Here is a 20927-nt window from a genome sequence, read left to right on the forward strand (position 1 = left end):
GAGCGGGCGTCCGTCCGCTCCGATCGGAGGTGCCGATGCACCCGCGCAAACCGCGCCTGCCCTTCTCCAACGCCTGGTTCTTCCCTGCCGCCGCGCTTTACGCAGCCGTGATGTTGCCCGTCTCGGTGCTCGGCATGCTCGGCCTGATGCCGACGCTGCCGGGCCTCGCGACGCCCGGCGGGCACGCCCACGAAATGCTCTTCGGTTTCGCCCTGGCAGTGGTCGCCGGCTACCTGCTCGGCCCCCAGCCGAGGGCCATCACGCTCGCCCTGCTGGCGGCCTGGGCCCTGGCGAGGATCGCCTTCCTGCTGTGGCCGGGCAGCCTGCCGGCGCTCCTGATGGCGGGCGCGTTCGCCGCCGGGCTGGTGTGGCGCGTGGTGCCGCGGTTTCTGGGCGCCGCGAAGAAATGGCGCAACCAGAGCGTCGCCCCGCTCGTGACCGGGCTGGCGCTGGCGAGCACGCTCGGCGGGCTGGGCGCCAGCACCGGCGCCTGGCTGCGCGGCGAAGCGTTGCTGCTGCTCGCCGCGCTGATGTTCTTTATGGGCGGCCGGATCATCGCGCCGGCCCTTGCCGGCCATGCCCAGCAGCAGGGCTGGCGACTGGATGCCCGCGTCCAGCCCCGGGTGGAAGGCACGGTGCTCATCCTGCTCGGCACGGCCCTGGTGCTGGGCCTGTTGCCGTGGGAACTGCCGGAACGCGTGGGCGGCGCCTGCCTGGTCGCGGCCGGCCTGCTGACGGGCATGCGCCTGCTGCGCTGGCGGCCGTGGCGCTGCCTGAATCGCCCGGACCTGCTGGTGCTGCTCGCCGGCTACACCTGGCTTGCCGTCGGGCTGCTGGCGATGGGCGTGCCCACCAGCCTCGGAAGCCCGGTGCCGAGTGCGCTGCTCCATGCGCTGACGGTTGGCGCACTCGGCACGCTGACCTTCACGGTCATGGGTCGCACGCGGCTGATCCAGCGCTGGCGCGATCCGAACGCGCGCCGCTGGATTCACCCGTTCGCCGCATTCATCAGCCTTGCAGCGCTGGCGCGCATCGTGCCGGCCCTGCTGGGCGCGGCCACGACCGGCTGGCTGTTGCTGGCAGCGGCGGCCTGGTCGGTCGCCTTCCTCGCGCTGACGACGCTGTTCTGGCACCTGCGTGGCGACGATCGCCGCCTCGATCCAGGCGACTGAGCCCGGAACTCACCGGGCGTTGACGTGACCTACCTAGCGACACCCTTCACGCCGGCCCACCATGACCGACCTCAGAACGCTGCTGCTGAACCAGGATACCCAGGGCGCCGAAGTCTTCGACTCGGCCAAGGAACGGCTGGCCTTCTACCGCTCGGAAATCCACTTCGAGTCGACGCTGATGGCCAACCGGACCAGCGCCTACCTGTCCTCCCAATCCTTCCTGATGATCGCCTTCGCCTCGTCGATGGCCAACAGCAACCCCGAGTGGGGCGCGCTGTTTCGGCTGGTGGTGCCGACCATTCTCGCCGTGCTGGGCCTGATCACCTCGTTGCATGCCATGCCCGGCATCCGGGCGAGCTTCGAGGTGATCGAGCGCTGGCACCAAAAGCAGGCTGAGCTGTTGCAGATCGAAGGCCACGCCGCGCTGCTGCCTAACCGCGAATCGGCGCTGTTCGGCGAAGGCAACACCCCGGTCGGCGGACAGCGCTACAAGCGAACGCTGCTGTTCTCGCTGCGCACGCCGCTCATCTTCGCCGTGGTCTGGGCGCTGCTCGGGCTGTTCAGCCTGGTGCTGCATTGGGTGACGTGAGCCCTACAGCCAGTCGCGAAACTTGAACCAGACATAGGCGAGGCCGGCGGACAGGGCCATCGCGCCAAGCGCCATCGGATAACCGAACAGCCATTCCAGCTCCGGCATGTGGCGAAAGTTCATGCCGTAGACGGTGCCGACCAGCGTCGGCGGCAGGAACAGCACCGCCGCGATCGAGAACACCTTGATGATGCTGTTCTGCTCGATGTTGATCAGCCCGAGCGTCGCATCCAGCAGGAAGGCGATGTCCCCGAGCAGCCGCGCCTGATGCTCGCCGAGCGAGCGAACGTCGCGCTCCAGCGCCTTGAGCAACCCCTTCGCCCCGCCCTGCTTGGGCTCGCCGACGTGGACGCGGTAATAGGCGATCATCCGCCCGCTGCTGAACAGGCTTTCGCCCAGCCGGGCCAGCAGGGCACGGAACTGCCCGAGCTGCTTGAGCACGTGCTGCAGGTCGGCTGGCTCGTCGCGGTGTTCGTCGAAGACTTGCGTCGACAGCGCGGACAGATCGACCTGAACGCTTTCCAGCACGTCGGCGATGCGGTCGACGATGGCATCGATCAGACCGATGAAGACCAGGTGACCGGTGCCGAACTGGCCCGGCTGCCGCAGGCTCGCCGCCTCGAACTGGCGAAAGGAGCTGAGCTCGCAATAGCGCACCGTGACCAGGCAGCGCGGGGTCAGCACGAAGGTCACCTCGGCGGTGGTCGGCCTGCGCTCGCTGATGCCCGAGACCACGGTGGTGGTCATGAAGACCGCCGCCGGCTCGTCGTAGAAGCGCGACGAGTCCTCGATCTCGGCCAGCTCCTCGCGCGTCGGGATATCCAGCCCGAGCGCCGCCTCCACGAAGCGCTCCTCCTCGGGTTCCGGATGCAGCAGGTCGATCCACACCGCATTGGCCGGCACGGTATCGAGCGCCTGCGCGGCCCGACGAACCAGGGCGGGACCTTCCAGACAGTGATAGGTGATCATCGTGAATTCCTCGTACGTCCCTGCGATAGAACCTGCGCCAAGCGAAGCGTTCGCCGGCGCCAGGCGCGCGCGTCGACCGATCGTGGCTTGCAGTGCGGCCGGCAAGCAGCTAAAAGCGCGGCTTTCAGAAGGAGAACACGATGCACGACTCCGATGCGAACGATGAAGACGAAACCCTCGCCGGGAGCGTTCTGGTGGAGGCCATCGAGAACCAGCTCGAAGCCGGCGAGCCGGCGGTGACCCAGGCGGTGCTCAACAAGCTGACGCTCGTCGGCCACTCCCGCGACGAGGCCGTGCACCTAATGGCGCTGGTCCTGGCCGACGAGGTGAAGCAGATGATGCGCGACGATCGTCCCTTCGACGGCGAGCGCTACGAGCGGCTGCTGCGCGACCTGCCGGAGCTTCCCGACGCCGACGAATGAGGCAGACGGCCGGTCGCTGACTACACTCGTGACAAGGGCCTGCGGGCCAGACACGAGGATGCGACATGACCTACACGCCGGAACTCATCGCCGAGCTGGAAATCCTGCGGCAGTACGATCTCGACAATCACCTGTCCGGCCTCAAGGTCCACCAGGACGCCGAGCCCGACAGCATCGGCGCGGCTCGGCGACTGCACGACAAAGGTTTGGTCAGCCAGCCCGACGGCGGCTACCTCACCAGCCTCGGGCGCGATGCCGCCGAACATGCCCAGGCCTTGCTGATCATCCTCTCCGGCCGCGCGGAGCCCCACTGAACGGCCTCCGGGCAACCGGCCGTCACGTCGGGGTAAAGCCGTCGGCACGCTCGCCGATGCAATGACTTGGTACCCTACGCGCCCTTTCGCCACGAGCCCGCCGATGAACTGCCAGGAACTGCGCCCCGTACTCGAGGAGGGCATCGATCGTCAGACGCTGACCCGCATCCGGGCGCGCTTCCTGACGGTCAATGCCGGCCGTCTCGAGCGCAGCATGCAGGCCATGTCGACCCGGCAGCAGCAGGTCTTGCGCCTGCTGCCGCTGCTGTTTCACGTCAACCACCCGATCCTGCCCGGCTACGTCTCGGCCCGCGCCCCGGCCGGACTGGACGGCTTCGAGCCCAACGCCGAGCTGCTCGCCGAGGCTCAGCGCCTGAGCCGCTCCTTCATCTACCAGCCGCGCCGAACGCTGGAGCCGCGGGCGATCCAGGGCCTGTACCTGATGGGCAGCCTGGGCACGGTCGCGCAGGACGAGCAGAGCGACCTCGACGTGTGGGTCTGCCATGACCCGGCGCTCCCGGCCGAGGCGCGCGACGCGCTTCGGCGCAAGTGCGATCTGCTCCAGCAATGGGCCGCCGGCCAGGGCGCCAGCGCCACCTTTTTCCTGATCGACCCGGCGGCGTTCGCCTGCGGAGCCCGCGAGGCCTGCCTGACCAGCGACGACTGCGGAACCACCCAGCATTACCTGCTGCTCGACGAGTTCTACCGGACCGCACTCTGGCTCGGCGGCCGCACGCCGCTGTGGTGGCTGGTGCCGGCCTACGAGGAGCACCGCTATGGCGCCTACGTGGAAACGCTGGTCTCGCGACGTTTCATCCGCGCCGAGGATCACATCGATCTCGGCCACCTGGGTGCAATTCCGCCCGGCGAATTCCTGGGCGCCGGCCTGTGGCAGATGTTCAAGGGCATCGAATCGCCCTATAAATCGGCCATCAAGCTGCTGCTCACCGAGGCATACGCCAGCGAGCACCCGCAGGTCGATTGCCTGAGCCTGCGGCTGAAACACGCCATCTACGCCAACCGGCTGGACCTCGACGAGCTGGACCCGTACATCTCGGTCTATCGCCGCCTCGAGGAATACCTGCTGGCGCGCGGCGACCGCGAACGCCTCGAACTGGTCCGCCGCAGCCTGTACCTGAAGATCAACCGCAAGCTGAGCCGGCCCGCACCCACGCCCATCAGGAGCTGGCAGCGCCAGGTGATCGGGCGCCTGACGCGCGAATGGGGCTGGGACGAACGCCAGCTCGCCAGTCTCGACGGGCGCGCCCGCTGGAAGGTGCGCCAGGTGATCGCCGAGCGCAGCGCGCTGGTCAACGCCCTGACCTGCAGCTACCGGTTCCTCTCGCAGTTCGCGCGCAGCCATCAGGCCGAAAGCCCGCTCAGCGGCCGCGACCTGAGCATCCTGGGCCGCCGCCTGTATGCAGCCTTCGAGCGCAAGGCCGGCAAGGTCGAATTCATCAACCCCGGCATCTCACCGGACATGGCCGAGGAAACCCTCACGCTGGTGCGCACCGAGGAAGCGCCCGGCGAGGCGCACTGGGCGCTCTACCAGGGCAGCCTGAACGCGCGCGAATGGTCCGATTACGCACCGCTCAAACGCGTGCGGGAGCTGCTGCCGCTGCTCGCCTGGTGCCACCGCAACGGCGTGGTCGACGGCGGCACCCACCTGTCGCTGTATGCCGGCGACAGCGGGCTGACGGAGCCGGACCTGCACAGCCTGCTGGCCAGCCTGCGCCAGCTGATGCCGATGCCGCTCGCACCGGTGACCGAACAGGACCTCCTCGCGCCCAGCATGCCGCGGCGCGTCGTGCTGCTGATCAACCTGGACGCGCCGGCCCCCGCCGCGGCGGTCGCACCCGAGGATCAGGTGGCGAGCATCGACCAGCTCGTTCTCAACAGCTGGAACGAGTTGTTGGTCAATCGCTACGAGGGCGACCACGGGCTGCTCGATTGTCTGCGCGATCACCTGGTCGCGCTGCCGGACGATCCATCGACGGCGATCGAGCTTCACGTGCGCTGCCTTGGCAACAACGGCCTGGCGATCGCGCGTCGTATCGACCAGCTGTTCGTCGAAGTGACGAGCGCGCTGCGCCAGGCGCCGGGGAGCCGCTACCTGCTCCAGTTGCGCGGCCGGCATCTGCTGCTCGATCTCACGCCCGGCGAAATCGCCTACGTGCCGCTGCCCGACCAGGCGGCGCTGTTCGAGCGGCTGTCCCAGCCGACCGACGCGTACCGGCCGATCCAGCTCGACCGGCAGGCCCTGCCCGGCCAGCACCTGGCCACGGTGCTGGGCCACGGCCGGCCGGATTGCCTCCAGGTGTTCTATCGCGTCGTCGGCGAGCAGGCCGAACTGATGGTGCTCGACGAGCACAACGCACTCTGGCACCAGCGGCAGCCCTTCCGCGACGAACAGAGCCTGCTGCGGCCGCTGCAACGCTTCCTGCAATCGGTGCTGTACCGGCACAACGCCTTGTTGCCGCTGCCCGGTCGCTCACCGACCGGCATGCGCGATCTGCTGTTCTACCGGGTGCTGCCCGGCGATGGGCGGGAGCCTGCTCGGCTCGAGCGGCGACCGCCCCCGCTGAGCGCGGCGAGCGATCCCTATTACGACGTCCAGGCGATTCTCGAGCCCGGCGAGGCGGGCCGCGCGCACGTCACGCTGTTCTGCAACCACCGGGAGTTTTCCGAACTGGAGCATGGCCCGCGCCTCTTCACCGAAGCGGCGCGGCACATCCTGTCGCAGCGCGCCGGCGGCGAGCGCTACCCCTGCTACATCACCGACCTGGACTTGTCGGGCCTGGCCGGACAGGCCGCGCAGACCGTGCAATACCTGCGCTACAAAGCGCGCCTGGAGGCCGGCCTCAACCAGGCGCTCGATCGCCTTTCGCACACGGCGTTGCCTTAGTCCCGGCCGTTCGCCTCGGGCTGGTACTCGACCGCCAGCACCTTCAGCTTGAGCAGCTTGCCACCGGGGGTCGGCCAGTCGATGTGCTGGCCCACCGTCAGGCCGAGCAGCGCGGTGCCGACCGGCGCCAGTACCGACACGGTGCCGGCCGCGCCGGCCTGCTGCGGATAGACCAGCTCGAGGTGGTAGTCCTTGCCGCTCACCTCATCCAGGCAATGCACGCGCGAATTCATGGTGACGACCGAGGCCGGCATTTCAGAGGGCTCCACCACACGGGCACGCGACAGCTCCTCTTCCAGCGCCTGGGCCGCCGGACCGTAGTCGTCGAGGCTGTCGAGCAGGCGCTCCAGGCGTTGCAGATCCGGCTGGGTCAGCATGATCGAAGGTGCGCTAGTCATTTGGGTCGATGTCTCCTTGCAGGGGCTTGAAAAAGCGAAAACCCCGCCACTGCAAACGGTGGAAAGCACAACGCAGGCCAGCGCGAGTCCAGAAGACGGCCGGAACCAGGGGTTCAGGCATCACTCACGCTGCGTGGCCGGACGCTGCCGCTTTCGCACGCGCCGCCGCAGGCGGGGTTTCGAATAAGGTCGACCGACCCTAACACAGCGAATTCAGGATGCAAGGCGGCTCAGCGCAGGGACTCGAAGTCGAGCGCGTCGCCACCCTGCTCCTGCGTCACGCGCGCCAGCAGCTCGCCGAGCGGCTCCTCGCTGGTGTCGCAGATCCACAGGCCGGCGTCGGGTTCGTAGTCGAAATGAAAGCCCCCGGACCGCGCGGCGACCCAGAGCTGGCGCAAGGCCGGCTGGCGACTGACGATCACCTGGCTGCCATTGCTGAAACGGACCGTCAGCACCCCCGCCGAATTCTCCAGATCGACGTCCAGCGCGCTGTCGTCGAACACGTCCTCGATCTCCTGCTGGGCGTCATCGACCAGGTCATGAAAGCGGGCTTCGGTCAGGCTCATGGCATCCTCGTACGGGCTGTTTTGGCAAGGGCCGGAGCTTAGCACGGCCCGTCGCCGGCATCGCCGCAGCCCGCCGGGGTCGGGGCTTCGCATAGGCAATCGAATGGGTGCTGGGTATACTCCGGCCATTCGATTTTCCCAAGGATTTCCCCTGATGAAGCCAGCTCTGCTTCCCCTGGTCGCACTGGCGCTGCTGTGCGCCGTGCTCGGCGGTTGCGGCCAGAAAGGCCCGCTCTACCTGCCGGACGACGAAAAAGCCGCCAAAGAACATTCGAAAGACCGCTACGAACTCTAAAGGAGAACCCCATGGAGGCATTCTCCTACCGCGACGGCCAGCTCTTCGCGGAAGGCGTGGCGCTGTCCGCCATCGCCGAGCGTTTCGGCACGCCGACCTACGTCTATTCCAGGGCGCATATCGCCGCCCAGTACCATGCCTACGCCGACGCGCTCGACGGCATGCCGCACCTGGTCTGTTTCGCCGTCAAGGCCAACTCCAACCTCGGCGTGCTGAACCTGCTGGCGCGCCTCGGCGCCGGCTTCGACATCGTGTCGCGCGGCGAGCTGGAACGCGTGCTGGCAGCCGGCGGCAAAGCCGACCGCATCGTCTTCTCCGGCGTCGGCAAGACCCGCGACGACATGCGCCGCGCGCTCGAAATCGGCGTGCACTGCTTCAACGTCGAATCGCGTGACGAGCTGGAACGTCTGCAACAGGTCGCCGCCCAGATGGGCACCCGGGCCCCGGTGTCGCTGCGGGTCAATCCGGACGTCGACGCCGGCACGCATCCCTACATTTCCACCGGGCTGAAGGAAAACAAGTTCGGCATCGGTATCGACGAGGCCCTCGAGGTCTATCGCCGCGCGGCTGCGCTACCGAACCTCGAGGTCGTCGGGGTCGATTGCCACATCGGCTCGCAACTGACCAGCCTGCCGCCGTTCCTCGATGCGCTCGACCGCCTGCTGCTGCTGATCGACCGCCTCGCCGAAGATGGCGTGCAGATTCGCCACCTCGACCTCGGCGGTGGCCTGGGCGTGCGTTATCGCGACGAACAACCCCCGCTGGCGAGCGACTACATCCAGGCGGTGCGCGAGCGCCTCGCCGGCCGCGACCTGGCGCTGGTTTTCGAGCCGGGCCGCTCCATCGTCGCCAACGCGGGCGTGCTGCTGACCCGCGTCGAGTACCTCAAGCACACCGAGCACAAGGACTTCGCCATCGTCGACGCGGCGATGAACGACCTCATCCGCCCGGCGCTCTACCAGGCCTGGATGGACGTCGTCGCGGTACGTCCGCGCGATGGCGCTGCGCGTGCGTACGACATCGTCGGGCCGATCTGCGAAACAGGCGACTTCCTCGCCAAGGACCGTTCCCTGGCGCTGGCCGAAGGCGATCTGCTGGCCGTGCGTTCCGCGGGCGCCTATGGTTTCGTGATGAGTTCGAACTACAACACGCGCGGCCGCGCCGCCGAAGTGCTGGTCGACGGCGAGCACGCACATGAAGTGCGCCGCCGCGAAACCCTCGAATCGCTGTACGCGGGCGAAAGCCTGCTGCCTGACTGAGGTCCGCCCGATGCTGCTGCGCTTCACCAAGATGCACGGCCTGGGCAATGACTTCATGGTCGTCGACCTGGTCAGCCAGCACGCGCACATCCAGCCCAAGCACGCTCGCCAATGGGCCGATCGCCACACCGGCATCGGCTTCGATCAGTTGCTGATCGTCGAGCCGCCGCACGACCCGGACGTGGACTTCCGCTACCGCATCTTCAATGCCGACGGCTCGGAGGTCGAACAGTGCGGCAACGGCGCCCGCTGTTTCGCCCGCTTCGTCCATGACAAGCGGCTGACGACCAAGCGGCGCATCCGGGTCGAGACCAAGGGCGGGGTGATCGAGCTTGACACCCGTCCGGACGGCCAGGTCTGCGTCGACATGGGCCCGCCTCGCCTGGTACCGAAGGACATTCCCTTCATCGCCGAGGTCGAGGCACCGAACTATCGCGTGGAGGTCGACGGGATCGAGCATGAGCTGGCCGCCGTTTCGATGGGCAATCCCCATGCGGTGCTGCGCGTGGACAGCGTCGACGAGGCGCCGGTGCACCAGCTCGGTCCGCGACTCGAGCACCACCCTCGCTTCCCCAGGCGCGTGAACGTGGGCTTTCTGCAGGTCGTCGATCGCCAGCGCGCACGGCTGCGGGTCTGGGAGCGTGGTGCGGGCGAAACCCAGGCCTGCGGTACCGGCGCCTGCGCCGCTGCCGTCGCCGCGATCAGCCAGGGCTGGATGGACTCGCCGGTGCAGATCGAGCTGCCTGGCGGCCGCCTGTCCATCGAATGGGCCGGCCCCGGCCAGCCCGTTATGATGACCGGCCCCGCCGTTCGCGTTTACGAAGGACAGGTTCGCCTATGACCGACCAGACCCAGACCACCGCCGAGATCGATGCCGAGAGCGTGGCCGCCTACCTGCGCGCACATCCGGAATTCTTCGTCGATCACGATGAGCTGATCCCCGAGCTGCGCATCCCTCATTCGCGCGGCGATGCGGTGTCGCTGGTGGAACGGCAGGTCAAGCTCCTGCGCGAGCGCAACATCGAGATGCGCCATCGCCTGTCGCAGCTGATGGACGTCGCGCGAGACAACGACCGGCTGTTCGACAAGACCCGCCGCCTGGTGCTCGACCTGCTCGACGCCGGCAGCCTGGAAGAAGTGGTCGGCTCGGTCGACGAAAGCCTGCGGCATGAATTCCAGGTGCCCTTCGTCAGCCTCATTCTGTTCAGCGATGCCCCGCTGCCGGTCGGTCGCAGCGTCACGCCGGCCGAGGCCCAGCAGGCCATCGGCGGGCTGCTGGCCAGCGGCAAGACCGTCTGCGGCGTGCTACGTCCGCATGAGCTGGAGTACCTGTTCGGCAAGGAAGAGAGCGCCAGCATCGGCTCGGCCGCGGTCGTCACGCTCAACCAGCACCAGGGCCTGCTGGCCATCGGCAGTCCTGATCCGCAGCATTACAAGAGCTCGCTCGGCACGCTCTTCCTGACCTATATCGCCGAGGTGCTGGCCCGCACCCTGCCACGCTTCCACGCGCCGCTGCGGTCGGTGCGCTGAGGCTGACGGCGTGCCGACGTCCGCCGAAACGGGGCCGGGCGTTGCGCCCGGCCTTTCAACCTCGAGCACTGTCATCGGCTCTTGAGGCTCGCCATGCAAACCGATCTCGACGCCTACTTCGAACACCTGCGCAGCGAACGGCAGGTATCGCCGCACACGCTGGATGGCTATCGACGCGATCTGCTCAAGGTCGCCGACCACTGTGAACGCCGGCAGTCGCGGCGGAGTTGGTCCGACCTCACGAGCCACGACGTTCGCCAACTGATCGCCGAGCAGCATCGCCAGGGGTTGTCCAGCCGCAGCCTGGCACGCTTGCTGTCCTCGCTTCGCGGGCTCTACCGCTACCTGAACCAGGAAGGCCGCTGCCCGCATGACCCGACCACCGGTGTTTCGCCGCCCAAGCGCGAGAAGCGCCTGCCGCGGCTGCTGGACACCGATCGGGCCATGCAGTTGCTCGACGGCGGCGTCGAGGACGATTTCATCGGCCATCGCGATCAGGCCATGCTCGAGCTGTTCTATTCCTCGGGCCTGCGCCTCGCCGAACTGGTCGGCCTGGATGTGGAGCACCTCGATCTGTCCGGCGGGCTGGTCCAGGTGCTGGGCAAGGGCAACAAGGCGCGCGTGCTGCCGGTCGGTCGCAAGGCACGCGAAGCGCTCGCCGCCTGGCTTGCGTTGCGCGCGCAGGCCAATCCGGTCGATGGCGCACTGTTCATCAGCCAGCGGGGGCGCCGCCTGACGCCAAGGGCCGTGCAGCTGCGGGTCCGGCAAGCCGGCGCGCGCGAGCTGGGCCAGCACCTGCATCCGCACATGCTGCGCCACAGTTTCGCCAGCCACCTGCTGGAGTCGTCACGCGACCTGCGGGCGGTGCAGGAACTGCTCGGCCATGCCGACATCGGCACGACGCAGATCTACACCCACCTGGACTTCCAGTACCTGGCCGAGGTCTATGACCAGGCCCACCCACGCGCCAAGCGAAAGCAGGAAAGCTCCTGATGACCGTGCAACTGATTACCTTCGATCTCGACGACACGCTCTGGAACATCGGTCCGGTCATGCACAGCGCCGAGGCCGCGCTGCGCGACTGGCTGGCGATCAACGCGCCGCGCCTGGGCGATTTTCCGATCGAGGCGCTGTGGGCGATTCGTCGCCAGCTCACCGAAGCCGATCCGAGCCTCAAGCATCGGCTGAGCGAGCTGCGCCGCCGCATCCTGCTGCATGCGCTGCAAGCGGCCGGCTACCCGGCGGACGAGGCGGTCGAGCTCAGCGAACAGGGTTTTCAGGTCTTTCTCGAGGCGCGGCATGCGGTCGAGCTGTTCCCTGACGTTCACCCGACCCTCGAGCAGCTCGCCAACCGCTATACCCTCGGCGTGCTCACCAACGGCAACGCCGAGGTCAAGCGCCTGGGGCTCGCGGACTACTTTCGCTTCACGCTCTGCGCCGAGGAGCTGGGCGTCGGCAAGCCCGATCCGCGGCCCTTCCGCGAAGCCCTCGCCCGTGCCGGCGTCAGCGAAAGCCAGGCGGTGCACATCGGCGATCATCCCGAAGACGACGTGGCTGGCGCCAAGATGGCCGGGCTGCGCGCGATCTGGTTCAACCCGGGTCGCAAGCCCTGGAACGAAGGCACCCGCCCGGACGCCGAGATCCAGCGGCTGACCGAGCTGCCGGCCGTGCTCGAGCGCTGGAACCACTGACCGCTGCCCATGAAAAAGCCCGCTGATGCGGGCTTTTCATTGCCATCAGATAGGACGGCTACCGTACTTGTTGTCCGGCTTCTTCGGCGGATCGGCGACCACGTTCGGCTCGACTTCCTGCACCTTGCCCCCGCGCGCCAGGAACTCCGCCATCGCGCGTTCCAGGGCGTCGCGCTCGCGCTGTTTGGCTTCGATGCTCGGCAGTTCCTCGGGCTCGGGCGCCTTGCTCTTCTTCGTCGGAGCAGGACGCTCGCTCTCGCTGTCATCGGCGGCGGCGTCTTCGCTGTCGTCAGCGGCGTTGAGCGCTTCCCCGTCGTCCTCGTCGGAGGTTTCCAGCTCGTCCTGTTCCAGTTCTTCGTCGCTCATGTTCAACCCCAATGGCGTAAAGCAGGTTAGTTATGGCCCAGCGACCGCCCGAGGGGCGCTCGCCAAAAAAAATTCAACTTCCTACACCTTGCAGCGTCATCACCAGGCGCCTGGTGCCGGCGTGGTCACGGTGCTCGCCCAGGTAGAGGCCTTGCCAGGTGCCCATCGCCAGCCTTCCATCGCGCACCGGCACACTCAGCTGGCAGCCCAGGAGGCTGGCCTTGAAGTGCGCCGGCAGGTCGTCGGGTCCCTCGTAGTCATGCTCGTAACCGGGCACGTCCTGAGGGACCAGGCGGTTGAAGAACCGCTCGAAGTCCCGCCGCACGGCCGCATCGGCATTCTCGTTGATGGTCAGCGATGCGGAGGTGTGCTGCAGCCACAGGTGTAACAGACCCAGCGTGCAACGCGACAGTTCCGGCATGCCACGGAGCACTTCATCGGTGATCAGGTGAAAGCCTCGCGGCCTTGGCTTCAACTCGATGACGGCTTGGTGCCACATGCCGGATGCTCCCCGAAAACCGCTTGGATGGCGTCGCCCGCCAAGCGTTCCGTGCGCTGCCGGCGCGCATTCTAGCGTGGCGGCGGAAAAAGCAAAGGGCGCCGAATGGCGCCCTTCACGAGCTCTTGGTCGACCGCGCCGACCAGGTCTTCAGCCTGGCATCACAGGTTGTAGCCGCGCTCGTTGTGCGACGACAGGTCGAGCCCGATGGTTTCCTGCTCCTCGCTCACACGCAGCCCCATGACCATGTCCAGCACCTTGAGGATCACGTAGGTGACCGCCGCGGTGTAGATCACCGTGAAGACCACACCTTCGAGCTGGACCAGGAACTGCGCGGCGATGTCCTCGACCGTGCCGAACCCACCCAGCGCCGGCGCGGCGAAGATGCCGGTCAGCAGCGCACCGACGATGCCGCCGACACCGTGCACGCCGAAGGCATCGAGCGAGTCGTCGTAGCCCAGCTTGCGCTTGAGGCTGGTCGCGCAGAAGAAGCAGACCGCGCCCGACACCAGGCCGATCACCAGCGCCCCCATCGGGCCGGCGGTGCCGGCAGCCGGCGTGATGGCGACCAGGCCGGCGACCACGCCCGAGGCGATGCCCAGCGCGCTCGGCTTACCGTGCGTCAGCCATTCGGCGAACATCCAGCTCAGCGCGGCCGCCGCGGTGGCGATCTGCGTGACCAGCATGGCCATGCCGGCGGTGCCGTTGGCTGCGATGGCCGACCCTGCGTTGAAGCCGAACCAGCCGATCCACAGCATGGCCGCGCCAACCAGGGTGTAGCCGAGGTTGTGCGGCGCCATCGCCACCGTCGGGTACCCCTTGCGCTTGCCGAGTACCAGACAGGCCACCAGGCCGGCGATGCCTGCGTTGATGTGCACCACCGTACCGCCGGCGAAGTCGAGCACGCCCCAGTCCCACATCAGCGCGCCGTCGCCGCTCCAGACCATGTGCGCGATCGGTGCATAGACGAAGGTGAACCACAGCGTCATGAACACCAGCATTGCCGAGAACTTCATGCGCTCGGCGAAGGCACCGACGATCAGCGCCGGGGTGATAATCGCAAAGGTCATCTGGAAGGTGATAAAGACGCTCTCGGGGAAGGCGCCGGTCAGGCTTTCGGTCGTCAACCCGGCCAGGAACGCCTTGTCGAACCCGCCTATGAACGAATGCAGGTTGACCACGCCGGCTTCCATCCCGGTGACGTCGAACGCCAGGCTGTAGCCGTAGATCACCCAGAGGATGCTGATAAGGCCGGTGATGGCGAAGCACTGCATCATCACCGAGAGGATGTTCTTCGAGCGGACCATCCCGCCGTAGAACAGCGCCAGACCCGGAATGGTCATGAACAGCACCAGCACGGTGGCCGTCAGCATCCAGGCGGTATCACCGGAATCGAGCGTTGCCTCCTGGGCCAAGGCCAGCGAGGGGGCGAACGCGGACAAAAGGGCTCCTAGCCCTGCGAGCTTTCGCAGAGTCATTTGTCTTACTCCTGGGGCGTTGTGGGGTTCGGGGACGCTTAGATGGCGTCGGTATCGGTCTCGCCGGTCCGAATGCGGATGGCTTGTTCCAGGTTGACGACGAAGATCTTGCCGTCGCCGATCTTTCCGGTATTGGCCGCCTTGGTGATGGCCTCGATCACCCGATCGAGCTGATCGTCGGCGATCGCCACATCGATCTTCACCTTCGGTAGGAAATCGACCACGTACTCGGCACCGCGATACAGCTCGGTGTGTCCTTTCTGCCGACCGAAGCCCTTGACCTCGGTGACGGTGATGCCCTGCACGCCGATCTCCGATAGAGACTCACGCACGTCGTCCAGCTTGAACGGCTTGATGATGGCGGTGACTAGTTTCATGAAACTTCTCCCGTTTAGGTGACTTGCCCCAGAAGTACGAACCCGCGACAAGTCTAAGCTCAGTGTCCGGCTCTTGTAACGCGCCGTCCTGGCCGGACGAGCCGCCGGCTTTACCGGCGCTCGCTCACCGAGGTTTCCCGCGTGCCGGTCCTCTTGCGGGCACGTGTCGAATGCTGCAAAGCAGAAAAGATGCCAAGGTGCCGCCATCGCGCCGACACGGGCTCTGGCGGCCGGCGACCGCCGTTTCGATCGCCGCGCTTCGGCCCCCGCGCACCAGGACGGTGCGGCCTGCACCGCAGCGCTGGGCGAAAAGCGTGCACGACCAGGCGGCGAATGGGCCCAGGACCTGCCGTGCTACACTCGCGCGGCTTTACACAGAGGATTTGCCATGCTTCCGCCAAAAGCCTTCCTGGACGCCATCGGCGCTCAGGCTTCCCGATTGTTCAACGGCGAGTCGCCCCTGCCTCGGGCCGAGTTCGAGGCCCAGTTCAAGGCGCTCGTGCAGAGCGCACTGAGCAAGCTCGACGTGGTCAGCCGCGAGGAATTCGACAGCCAGATGGTCGTACTCGCCAGGACCCGCGCCCGCCTCGAAGCGCTGGAAGCCAAGGTGGCGGAACTCGAGCAGAAGCTGGCCCCGCCGACCGACGACTGAACGCCGGACGGCACGATCAAAGGAGTGATCGATGTCTCTCGCAATACTTCACAGCCGCGCCCAGGTCGGCGTCGAATCGCCCGAAGTGGTGGTCGAGGCGCACCTGGCCAACGGCCTTCCCTCGCTGGCGCTGGTCGGTCTTCCCGAGACGGCCGTCAAGGAAAGCAAGGACCGCGTCCGTAGCGCGATCGTGACCGCCGGTTTCGAATTCCCGGCGCGGCGCATCACCCTCAATCTGGCACCGGCCGACCTGCCCAAGGATGGCGGACGCTTCGATCTCGCCATCGCGCTCGGCATCCTCGCCGCCAGCGGGCAGCTGCCCGAGGGCTGCCTCGACAAGCTCGAATGCCTCGGTGAACTCGCCCTCTCGGGCGCCTTGCGACCGATCCAGGGCGTGCTGCCGGCGGCCCTGGCCGCCCGCGACGCAGGCCGAGCGCTGCTCGTACCCAGGGCCAACGCCGAGGAGGCCAGCCTGGCGTCGGGCCTGGTGGTCTTCGCCGCCGATCACCTGCTCGAAGTGGCCGCGCACCTGAGCGGCCAGCAGCCGCTCGCCCCTTATCAGGCCGCCGGGCTCCTGCGCCGCTCGCTTCCGCACCCCGATCTCGCCGATGTCCAGGGGCAACTGGCGGCCAAGCGGGGCCTGCTGGTCGCCGCGGCCGGCGCTCACAACCTTTTGCTGGCCGGCCCCCCAGGTACCGGCAAGACATTGCTGGCCAGCCGGTTGCCGGGGCTGCTGCCGCCGCTGAACGAGCGCGAAGCGCTGGAAGTCGCGGCGATCCACTCGGTCGCCAGCCAGGCACCGCTCGACCATTGGCCGCAACGCCCTTTCCGCCAGCCGCACCACAGCGCTTCGGGGCCGGCGCTAGTGGGCGGCGGCAGTCGACCCCGGCCCGGCGAGATCACGCTGGCGCATTTGGGCGTGCTGTTTCTCGATGAACTGCCGGAATTCGACCGCAAGGTCCTGGAGGTCCTCAGGGAGCCGCTGGAAAGCGGCCACATCGTCATCGCACGGGCGCGCGACAAGGTGCGCTTCCCTGCCCAGTTCCAGCTCGTCGCAGCGATGAATCCCTGCCCGTGCGGCTACCTGGGCGATCCCGGCGGGCGCTGCCGCTGCACGCCCGATCAGATTCAACGCTACCGCGCGAAGCTGTCCGGTCCGCTGCTCGATCGGATCGATCTGCACCTGACCGTCGCGCGCGAGACCACGACGCTCGATCCCTCGACCGGCAACAACCAGACCACGGCCGAAGCCGCCGCCCTGGTGGCGCGCGCGCGCGAGCGGCAGAACGCCCGCCAGGGCTGTGCGAACGCGATGCTCGACCTTGCCGGATTGCGCGAGCATTGCCTGCTGACGTCCGAGGATCAGCAATGGCTGGAGCGTGCCTGCGAGCGTCTTGGCCTGTCGCTACGGGCGGCGCATCGGTTGCTAAAGGTGGCGCGAACCCTTGCCGATCTCGAAGAGACCGGCGCGATCGCCCGCCACCACCTGGCCGAAGCGCTGCAATACCGTCCCGGCAGTCAGGTCTGAGCGATCAGGCCTGAGCGATCAGGAGAACCGATCCAGCCGGCGCTCCTCGGGGCGCGCAAGAAAGTCCCGTAGCGCATTCAATGGCAGTGGCTTGGCGATCAGGAAACCCTGCACCTGGTCGGCACCGTAACGCCGCAACCACCCCAGCTGTTCGGCCGTTTCCACGCCCTCGGCCACCACCTGCAGGTCGAGCGAGCGCCCGAGGGTGATCATGGCCTGCACCAGTCGGCGACCTTCAGGTCGATCCATGCCCGCGACGAAGCTGCGGTCGATCTTCAACAGGGAGACCGGCAGGCTTTTCAGGTGGGTGAACGAGGAAAAGCCGGTACCGAAGTCATCCAGCGAGAAGCGAACGCCTCGCTGCTCCAGCGCCAGCATGGTCTGCCGAACCTGCTCGCTACGTCGCATCACGGCCGTCTCGGTCAGCTCGAATTCCAGCCACGCCGGGTCTACGTCCCGCTCGGCGATCAGGCGCTCCAGCGTCGGCAGCAATTGGCTGTCCTGGAACTGGCGGAACGACAGGTTGATCGCCAGATGCAGCCCGGCAATGCCCTGGGCGCGCAGGCGCTGCAGATCGCGCAGGGCGCGCGCGATCACCCAGTAGCCGAGCGGCACGATCAGCCCGCTCTCTTCGGCCAGCGGGATGAACTCGGCCGGCGGCAGCAATGCGCCACCGCGGCGCGGCCAGCGCACCAACGCCTCGATACCGGCCACTCGCCCATCCGACAGGCACAGGCGTGGCTGGTAGTGCAGCTCGAGTTCGTCGCGCCGCAAGGCCCGGCGCAGCTCGCCTTCGAGATCGGCCAGGCTGCGCGCGCTCCGATCCAGGCGCTCGTCGTAGAGATGCCAGGTGCAGCCCGAGCGCGACTTGGCTCGCCGCATTGCCACATGCGCGCTCCACATGAGCTGGTCCTGCCGGACATCCGTGTCGGCGGCGGCCAATCCGAGGCTGCAACCCATCAGCAGGCTTTCGCCGTCCAGGTGGTAGGGCTCGGCCAAGGTCTCGACGATGCGGTCGGCGAGCGCGTCCAGGCGCCTGGGCGGGTCGTGCGCGTCGATCAGCAGGGCGAACTCGTCGCCACCGACGCGCGCCAGTTCATCGCCCGTCTCGAGCACCTCGCGCAACCGCGCGACCACCTGAACGATCAGCCGGTCCCCGGCGAGGTAGCCAAGGGTGTCGTTGGCGGCGCGGAAGTTGTCGAGATCGAGCAGGCCCAACGCTAATCGCTCCGAATCCGAGCGGTCGAGGCGCTGCGCCAGGCGGGCGACGAAGCCCTGTCGGTTGGTGATGCCGGTCAGCGGATCCTGCGCCGACAGCCGGGTGACGGTCCGCAGCAGGCGCGAGCGCTCCTGAAGCTGGTGCAGGCAGCGCCGCAGGTTGTGGTCGTCCAGCCGGTCGACGAGCAGCCAGTCGGCAATGCCGCTCGGAAGCGTGTCCGGCTCGCGGTCGAGCAACAACACCGTGGGCAGTTCGGATCGGGCCGGCCTGCACGACGGCGTGGCGAACACGACGGTGTCCTCCGGCCGACCGGCCACCTCGCCTCGCTCATGCGACACCACCAGGCTTGCGGTCGCCGGCTGGGCCCGCAACCACTCGGCCAGTCGGTCGACTGCCGCGCAGCGCTCGGCCAGCACGATCACGCGCAAGGGTTTGAGAGACAAGCGAACTCCCTGTTAGTCGGCAGCGACGCGTTGGCGTCCGGTTTTCGTTGCAGCGAGAAAGATATGCCAATTTTCCGACGCTTCCCGCGCGGCCGCATAAGCCTAATGGATAATCGCGGCTTGCCAAGGCATCGGCGACGACCGGCGCCTTCTCGCGGCCAATCCCATGAGCAGAGCGCAGGCAGACTGCTAAACTCCCGCCCCCGCTTCGAACGACCCGAACGACCATGTCCCGACTCAATCCCCGGCAGCAGGAAGCCGTGAACTACGTCGGCGGCCCCATGCTGGTGCTTGCCGGCGCCGGCTCCGGCAAGACCAGCGTGATCACCCGCAAGATCGCCTACCTGATCCAGCAATGCGGGATTCGTGCGCAATACATCGTCGCCGTGACCTTCACCAACAAGGCCGCGCGCGAAATGAAGGAGCGTGTGTCCAGCCTGCTGCGTAGCGGCGAGGGGCGTGGCCTGACGGTCTCGACCTTCCACAACCTAGGCCTGAACATCATCCGCAAGGAATACGCCAAGCTCGGCTACAAGCCGGGCTTCTCGATCTTCGACGAGGGCGACATCAAGGCGCTGCTGACCGACCTCATGCAGAAGGAATACGCCGGCGATGACGGCGTCGACGAGATCAAGAACTACATCGGCAGCTGGAAGAACGACCTGATCACGCCCGAGCAGGCGCTCGCCGAGGCGCGCAATCCCAAGGAGCAGACCGCGGCCATCGTCTACACCCACTACCAGCGCACGCTCAAGGCGTACAACGCGGTGGATTTCGACGACCTGATCATGCAGCCGGTCAAGCTCTTCCAGGATCACCCCGAGGTGCTGGAGAAGTGGCGCAACAAGGTGCGCTACATGCTGGTGGACGAATACCAGGACACCAACGCCAGCCAGTACCTGCTGGTGAAACTGCTGGTGCAGGAACGCGCGCACTTCACGGTGGTGGGCGACGACGACCAGTCGATCTACGCCTGGCGCGGCGCACGACCGGAAAACCTGATGCAGCTGAAAGAAGACTTCCCCTCGCTGAAGGTGGTGATGCTGGAACAGAACTACCGTTCCACCAGCCGCATCCTCAAATGCGCCAACGTGCTGATCGCCAACAACCCGCACGCCTTCGAGAAGCAGCTGTGGTCGGAAATGGGACATGGCGACCCGATCCGCGTGATTCGCTGCCGCAACGAAGACGCCGAGGCCGAGCGGGTCGCGGTCGAGATACTCACCCTGCACCTCAGGACCGGGCGCCCCTACAGCGATTTCGCCATCCTCTATCGCGGCAACTACCAGGCCAAGCTGATCGAGCTGAAGCTACAGCACCACCAGATTCCTTACCGGCTGTCCGGCGGCACCAGCTTCTTCGGCCGCCAGGAAGTGAAGGACCTGATGAGCTACTTCCGCCTGCTGGTCAACCCGGACGACGACAATGCCTTCCTGCGGGTGATCAACGTGCCGCGCCGGGAAATCGGCTCGACCACGCTGGAAAAGCTCGGCAACTACGCTACATCGCGCAAGATTTCCATGTACGCCGCCTGCGACGAGATTGGCCTCGGCGAGCACCTGGACGCTCGCTTCACCGAGCGCCTGTCGCGCTTCAAGCGCTACATGGACAGCCTGCGCCAGCAGTGCGCGCAGAACGATCCCATCGCCGCGCTGCGCAGCATGGTCATGGACATCGACTACGAAACCTGGGTGCGCTCGCAGACTTCCAGCGACAAGGCCGCGGACTTCCGCATGGGCAACGTCTGGTTCCTCATCGACGCTTTGAAGAACACCCTAGAAAAGGACGAAGAAGGCGGCATGACCATCGAGGAGGCCATCGCCAAGCTGGTACTGCGCGACATGCTCGAACGCCAGCAGGAAGAGGAAGAAGGCGCCGAGGGCGTGCAGATGATGACCCTGCATGCCAGCAAGGGGCTGGAGTTTCCCTACGTGTTCATCATGGGCATGGAGGAAGAAATCCTCCCACACCGCTCCAGCATCGAGGCCGACACCATCGAGGAAGAACGCCGCCTGGCCTATGTCGGCATCACCCGTGCGAGGCAGAACCTGGCGATGACCTTCGCCGCCAAGCGCAAGCAATATGGCGAGATCATCGAGTGCACGCCCAGCCGCTTCCTCGATGAATTGCCGCCGGAAGACCTGGAATGGGAAGGCCAGGAAGATGCTCCTCCCGAGGCCAAGGCCGCGCGAGGAAACGATGCGCTGGCGGCCATGCGGGCCATGCTCAAGCGCTGAGCCGGAGCGCCAAGGAAC

General features: G+C 67.0%; 22 protein-coding genes. 14 read left to right on the plus strand and 8 right to left on the minus strand.

Features of this window, described 5'->3' with window-relative positions:
* The first annotated feature begins 35 nt into the window (after positions 1-35).
* Positions 36-1172 (plus strand): NnrS family protein, encoded by a 1137-nt coding sequence (locus D7325_RS04480; protein ID WP_120994333.1) that lies wholly within the window; start codon positions 36-38, stop codon positions 1170-1172.
* Between the two features lie 61 nt (positions 1173-1233).
* The gene (locus D7325_RS04485; protein ID WP_120994334.1) at positions 1234-1761 is read left to right on the plus strand and encodes a hypothetical protein; all 528 of its coding nucleotides are present in this window, start codon (positions 1234-1236) and stop codon (positions 1759-1761) included.
* A 3-nt stretch (positions 1762-1764) separates the two neighbouring features.
* Here the strand turns inward: D7325_RS04485 and D7325_RS04490 are convergent, their stop codons facing one another.
* Positions 1765-2730, minus strand: a complete 966-nt coding sequence (locus D7325_RS04490) for a magnesium transporter CorA family protein (RefSeq protein ID WP_120994335.1) — start codon at positions 2728-2730, stop codon at positions 1765-1767.
* Between the two features lie 140 nt (positions 2731-2870).
* On the opposite strand from D7325_RS04490, the gene D7325_RS04495 reads away from it, so the two are divergent.
* The 3 genes from D7325_RS04495 to D7325_RS04505 all read left to right on the plus strand — a co-directional run bounded on the left by D7325_RS04495 (position 2871) and on the right by D7325_RS04505 (position 6371).
* Complete coding sequence (locus tag D7325_RS04495; RefSeq protein WP_120994336.1) at positions 2871-3152, plus strand: hypothetical protein; 282 nt, start codon at positions 2871-2873, stop codon at positions 3150-3152.
* A 65-nt stretch (positions 3153-3217) separates the two neighbouring features.
* Positions 3218-3466: a TIGR02647 family protein gene (locus D7325_RS04500; RefSeq protein WP_120994337.1), complete on the plus strand. Its 249-nt coding sequence runs from the start codon at positions 3218-3220 to the stop codon at positions 3464-3466.
* A 103-nt stretch (positions 3467-3569) separates the two neighbouring features.
* Complete coding sequence (locus D7325_RS04505; RefSeq protein ID WP_120994338.1) at positions 3570-6371, plus strand: class I adenylate cyclase; 2802 nt, start codon at positions 3570-3572, stop codon at positions 6369-6371.
* Here the strand turns inward: D7325_RS04505 and rnk are convergent.
* Both rnk and cyaY read right to left on the minus strand, forming a co-directional pair.
* A complete protein-coding gene (gene rnk / locus D7325_RS04510) occupies positions 6368-6769 on the minus strand; it encodes a nucleoside diphosphate kinase regulator (protein ID WP_120994339.1) in 402 nt (133 codons plus the stop codon). The genes D7325_RS04505 and rnk overlap by 4 nt on opposite strands.
* A gap of 230 nt (positions 6770-6999) precedes the next feature.
* Entirely contained in the window at positions 7000-7335 is a 336-nt protein-coding gene (gene cyaY / locus D7325_RS04515) for an iron donor protein CyaY (RefSeq protein ID WP_120994340.1), read from the minus strand.
* A 154-nt stretch (positions 7336-7489) separates the two neighbouring features.
* Between cyaY and lptM the strand changes: the two genes are divergently transcribed.
* From lptM to D7325_RS04545, 6 genes are all read left to right on the plus strand, one after another.
* A complete protein-coding gene (gene lptM / locus D7325_RS04520; RefSeq protein WP_120994341.1) occupies positions 7490-7630 on the plus strand; it encodes an LPS translocon maturation chaperone LptM in 141 nt (46 codons plus the stop codon).
* An 11-nt stretch (positions 7631-7641) separates the two neighbouring features.
* Positions 7642-8889, plus strand: coding sequence for a diaminopimelate decarboxylase (gene lysA, locus D7325_RS04525; protein ID WP_120994342.1), 1248 nt, complete (start codon positions 7642-7644; stop codon positions 8887-8889).
* Positions 8890-8899: 10 nt separating this feature from the next.
* On the plus strand, positions 8900-9730 hold the full coding sequence (gene dapF / locus D7325_RS04530) for a diaminopimelate epimerase (protein ID WP_120994343.1): 831 nt from the start codon (positions 8900-8902) through the stop codon (positions 9728-9730).
* Entirely contained in the window at positions 9727-10419 is a 693-nt protein-coding gene (locus tag D7325_RS04535) for a DUF484 family protein (RefSeq protein WP_120994344.1), read from the plus strand. Before dapF ends, D7325_RS04535 begins: the two co-directional genes overlap by 4 nt.
* 93 nt (positions 10420-10512) lie before the next feature.
* Positions 10513-11412: a tyrosine recombinase XerC gene (xerC, locus tag D7325_RS04540; protein WP_120994345.1), complete on the plus strand. Its 900-nt coding sequence runs from the start codon at positions 10513-10515 to the stop codon at positions 11410-11412.
* On the plus strand, positions 11412-12110 hold the full coding sequence (locus D7325_RS04545; RefSeq protein WP_120994346.1) for an HAD family hydrolase: 699 nt from the start codon (positions 11412-11414) through the stop codon (positions 12108-12110). Before xerC ends, D7325_RS04545 begins: the two co-directional genes overlap by 1 nt.
* A 45-nt stretch (positions 12111-12155) precedes the next feature.
* Here the strand turns inward: D7325_RS04545 and sutA are convergent, their stop codons facing one another.
* The 4 genes from sutA to glnK all read right to left on the minus strand — a co-directional run bounded on the left by sutA (position 12156) and on the right by glnK (position 14830).
* Positions 12156-12476 carry a transcriptional regulator SutA gene (gene sutA / locus D7325_RS04550; RefSeq protein WP_120994347.1) on the minus strand — a complete coding sequence of 107 codons (321 nt, stop codon included), beginning with the start codon at positions 12474-12476 and terminating at the stop codon, positions 12156-12158.
* Positions 12477-12549: 73 nt separating this feature from the next.
* A complete protein-coding gene (locus D7325_RS04555; RefSeq protein ID WP_120994348.1) occupies positions 12550-12975 on the minus strand; it encodes a secondary thiamine-phosphate synthase enzyme YjbQ in 426 nt (141 codons plus the stop codon).
* Between the two features lie 161 nt (positions 12976-13136).
* Complete coding sequence (locus D7325_RS04560; RefSeq protein ID WP_120994349.1) at positions 13137-14453, minus strand: ammonium transporter; 1317 nt, start codon at positions 14451-14453, stop codon at positions 13137-13139.
* 38 nt (positions 14454-14491) lie between these two features.
* Positions 14492-14830, minus strand: coding sequence for a P-II family nitrogen regulator (gene glnK, locus D7325_RS04565; protein ID WP_003096476.1), 339 nt, complete (start codon positions 14828-14830; stop codon positions 14492-14494).
* Between the two features lie 388 nt (positions 14831-15218).
* Between glnK and D7325_RS04570 the strand changes: the two genes are divergently transcribed.
* Together D7325_RS04570 and D7325_RS04575 are read left to right on the plus strand one after the other, a co-directional pair.
* On the plus strand, positions 15219-15482 hold the full coding sequence (locus D7325_RS04570; protein ID WP_120994350.1) for an accessory factor UbiK family protein: 264 nt from the start codon (positions 15219-15221) through the stop codon (positions 15480-15482).
* A 31-nt stretch (positions 15483-15513) separates the two neighbouring features.
* The gene (locus tag D7325_RS04575; protein WP_120994351.1) at positions 15514-17010 is read left to right on the plus strand and encodes a YifB family Mg chelatase-like AAA ATPase; all 1497 of its coding nucleotides are present in this window, start codon (positions 15514-15516) and stop codon (positions 17008-17010) included.
* 18 nt (positions 17011-17028) lie between these two features.
* Here the strand turns inward: D7325_RS04575 and D7325_RS04580 are convergent, their stop codons facing one another.
* Positions 17029-18672, minus strand: a complete 1644-nt coding sequence (locus D7325_RS04580) for a putative bifunctional diguanylate cyclase/phosphodiesterase (protein WP_120994352.1) — start codon at positions 18670-18672, stop codon at positions 17029-17031.
* A 227-nt stretch (positions 18673-18899) separates the two neighbouring features.
* Between D7325_RS04580 and rep the strand changes: the two genes are divergently transcribed.
* Complete coding sequence (gene rep / locus D7325_RS04585) at positions 18900-20909, plus strand: DNA helicase Rep (protein WP_120994353.1); 2010 nt, start codon at positions 18900-18902, stop codon at positions 20907-20909.
* Positions 20910-20927: the final 18 nt, after the last annotated feature.

The organism is Stutzerimonas urumqiensis, from assembly GCF_003640395.1.
In the GTDB taxonomy this organism is placed as follows: Bacteria; Pseudomonadota; Gammaproteobacteria; order Pseudomonadales; family Pseudomonadaceae; genus Stutzerimonas; species Stutzerimonas urumqiensis.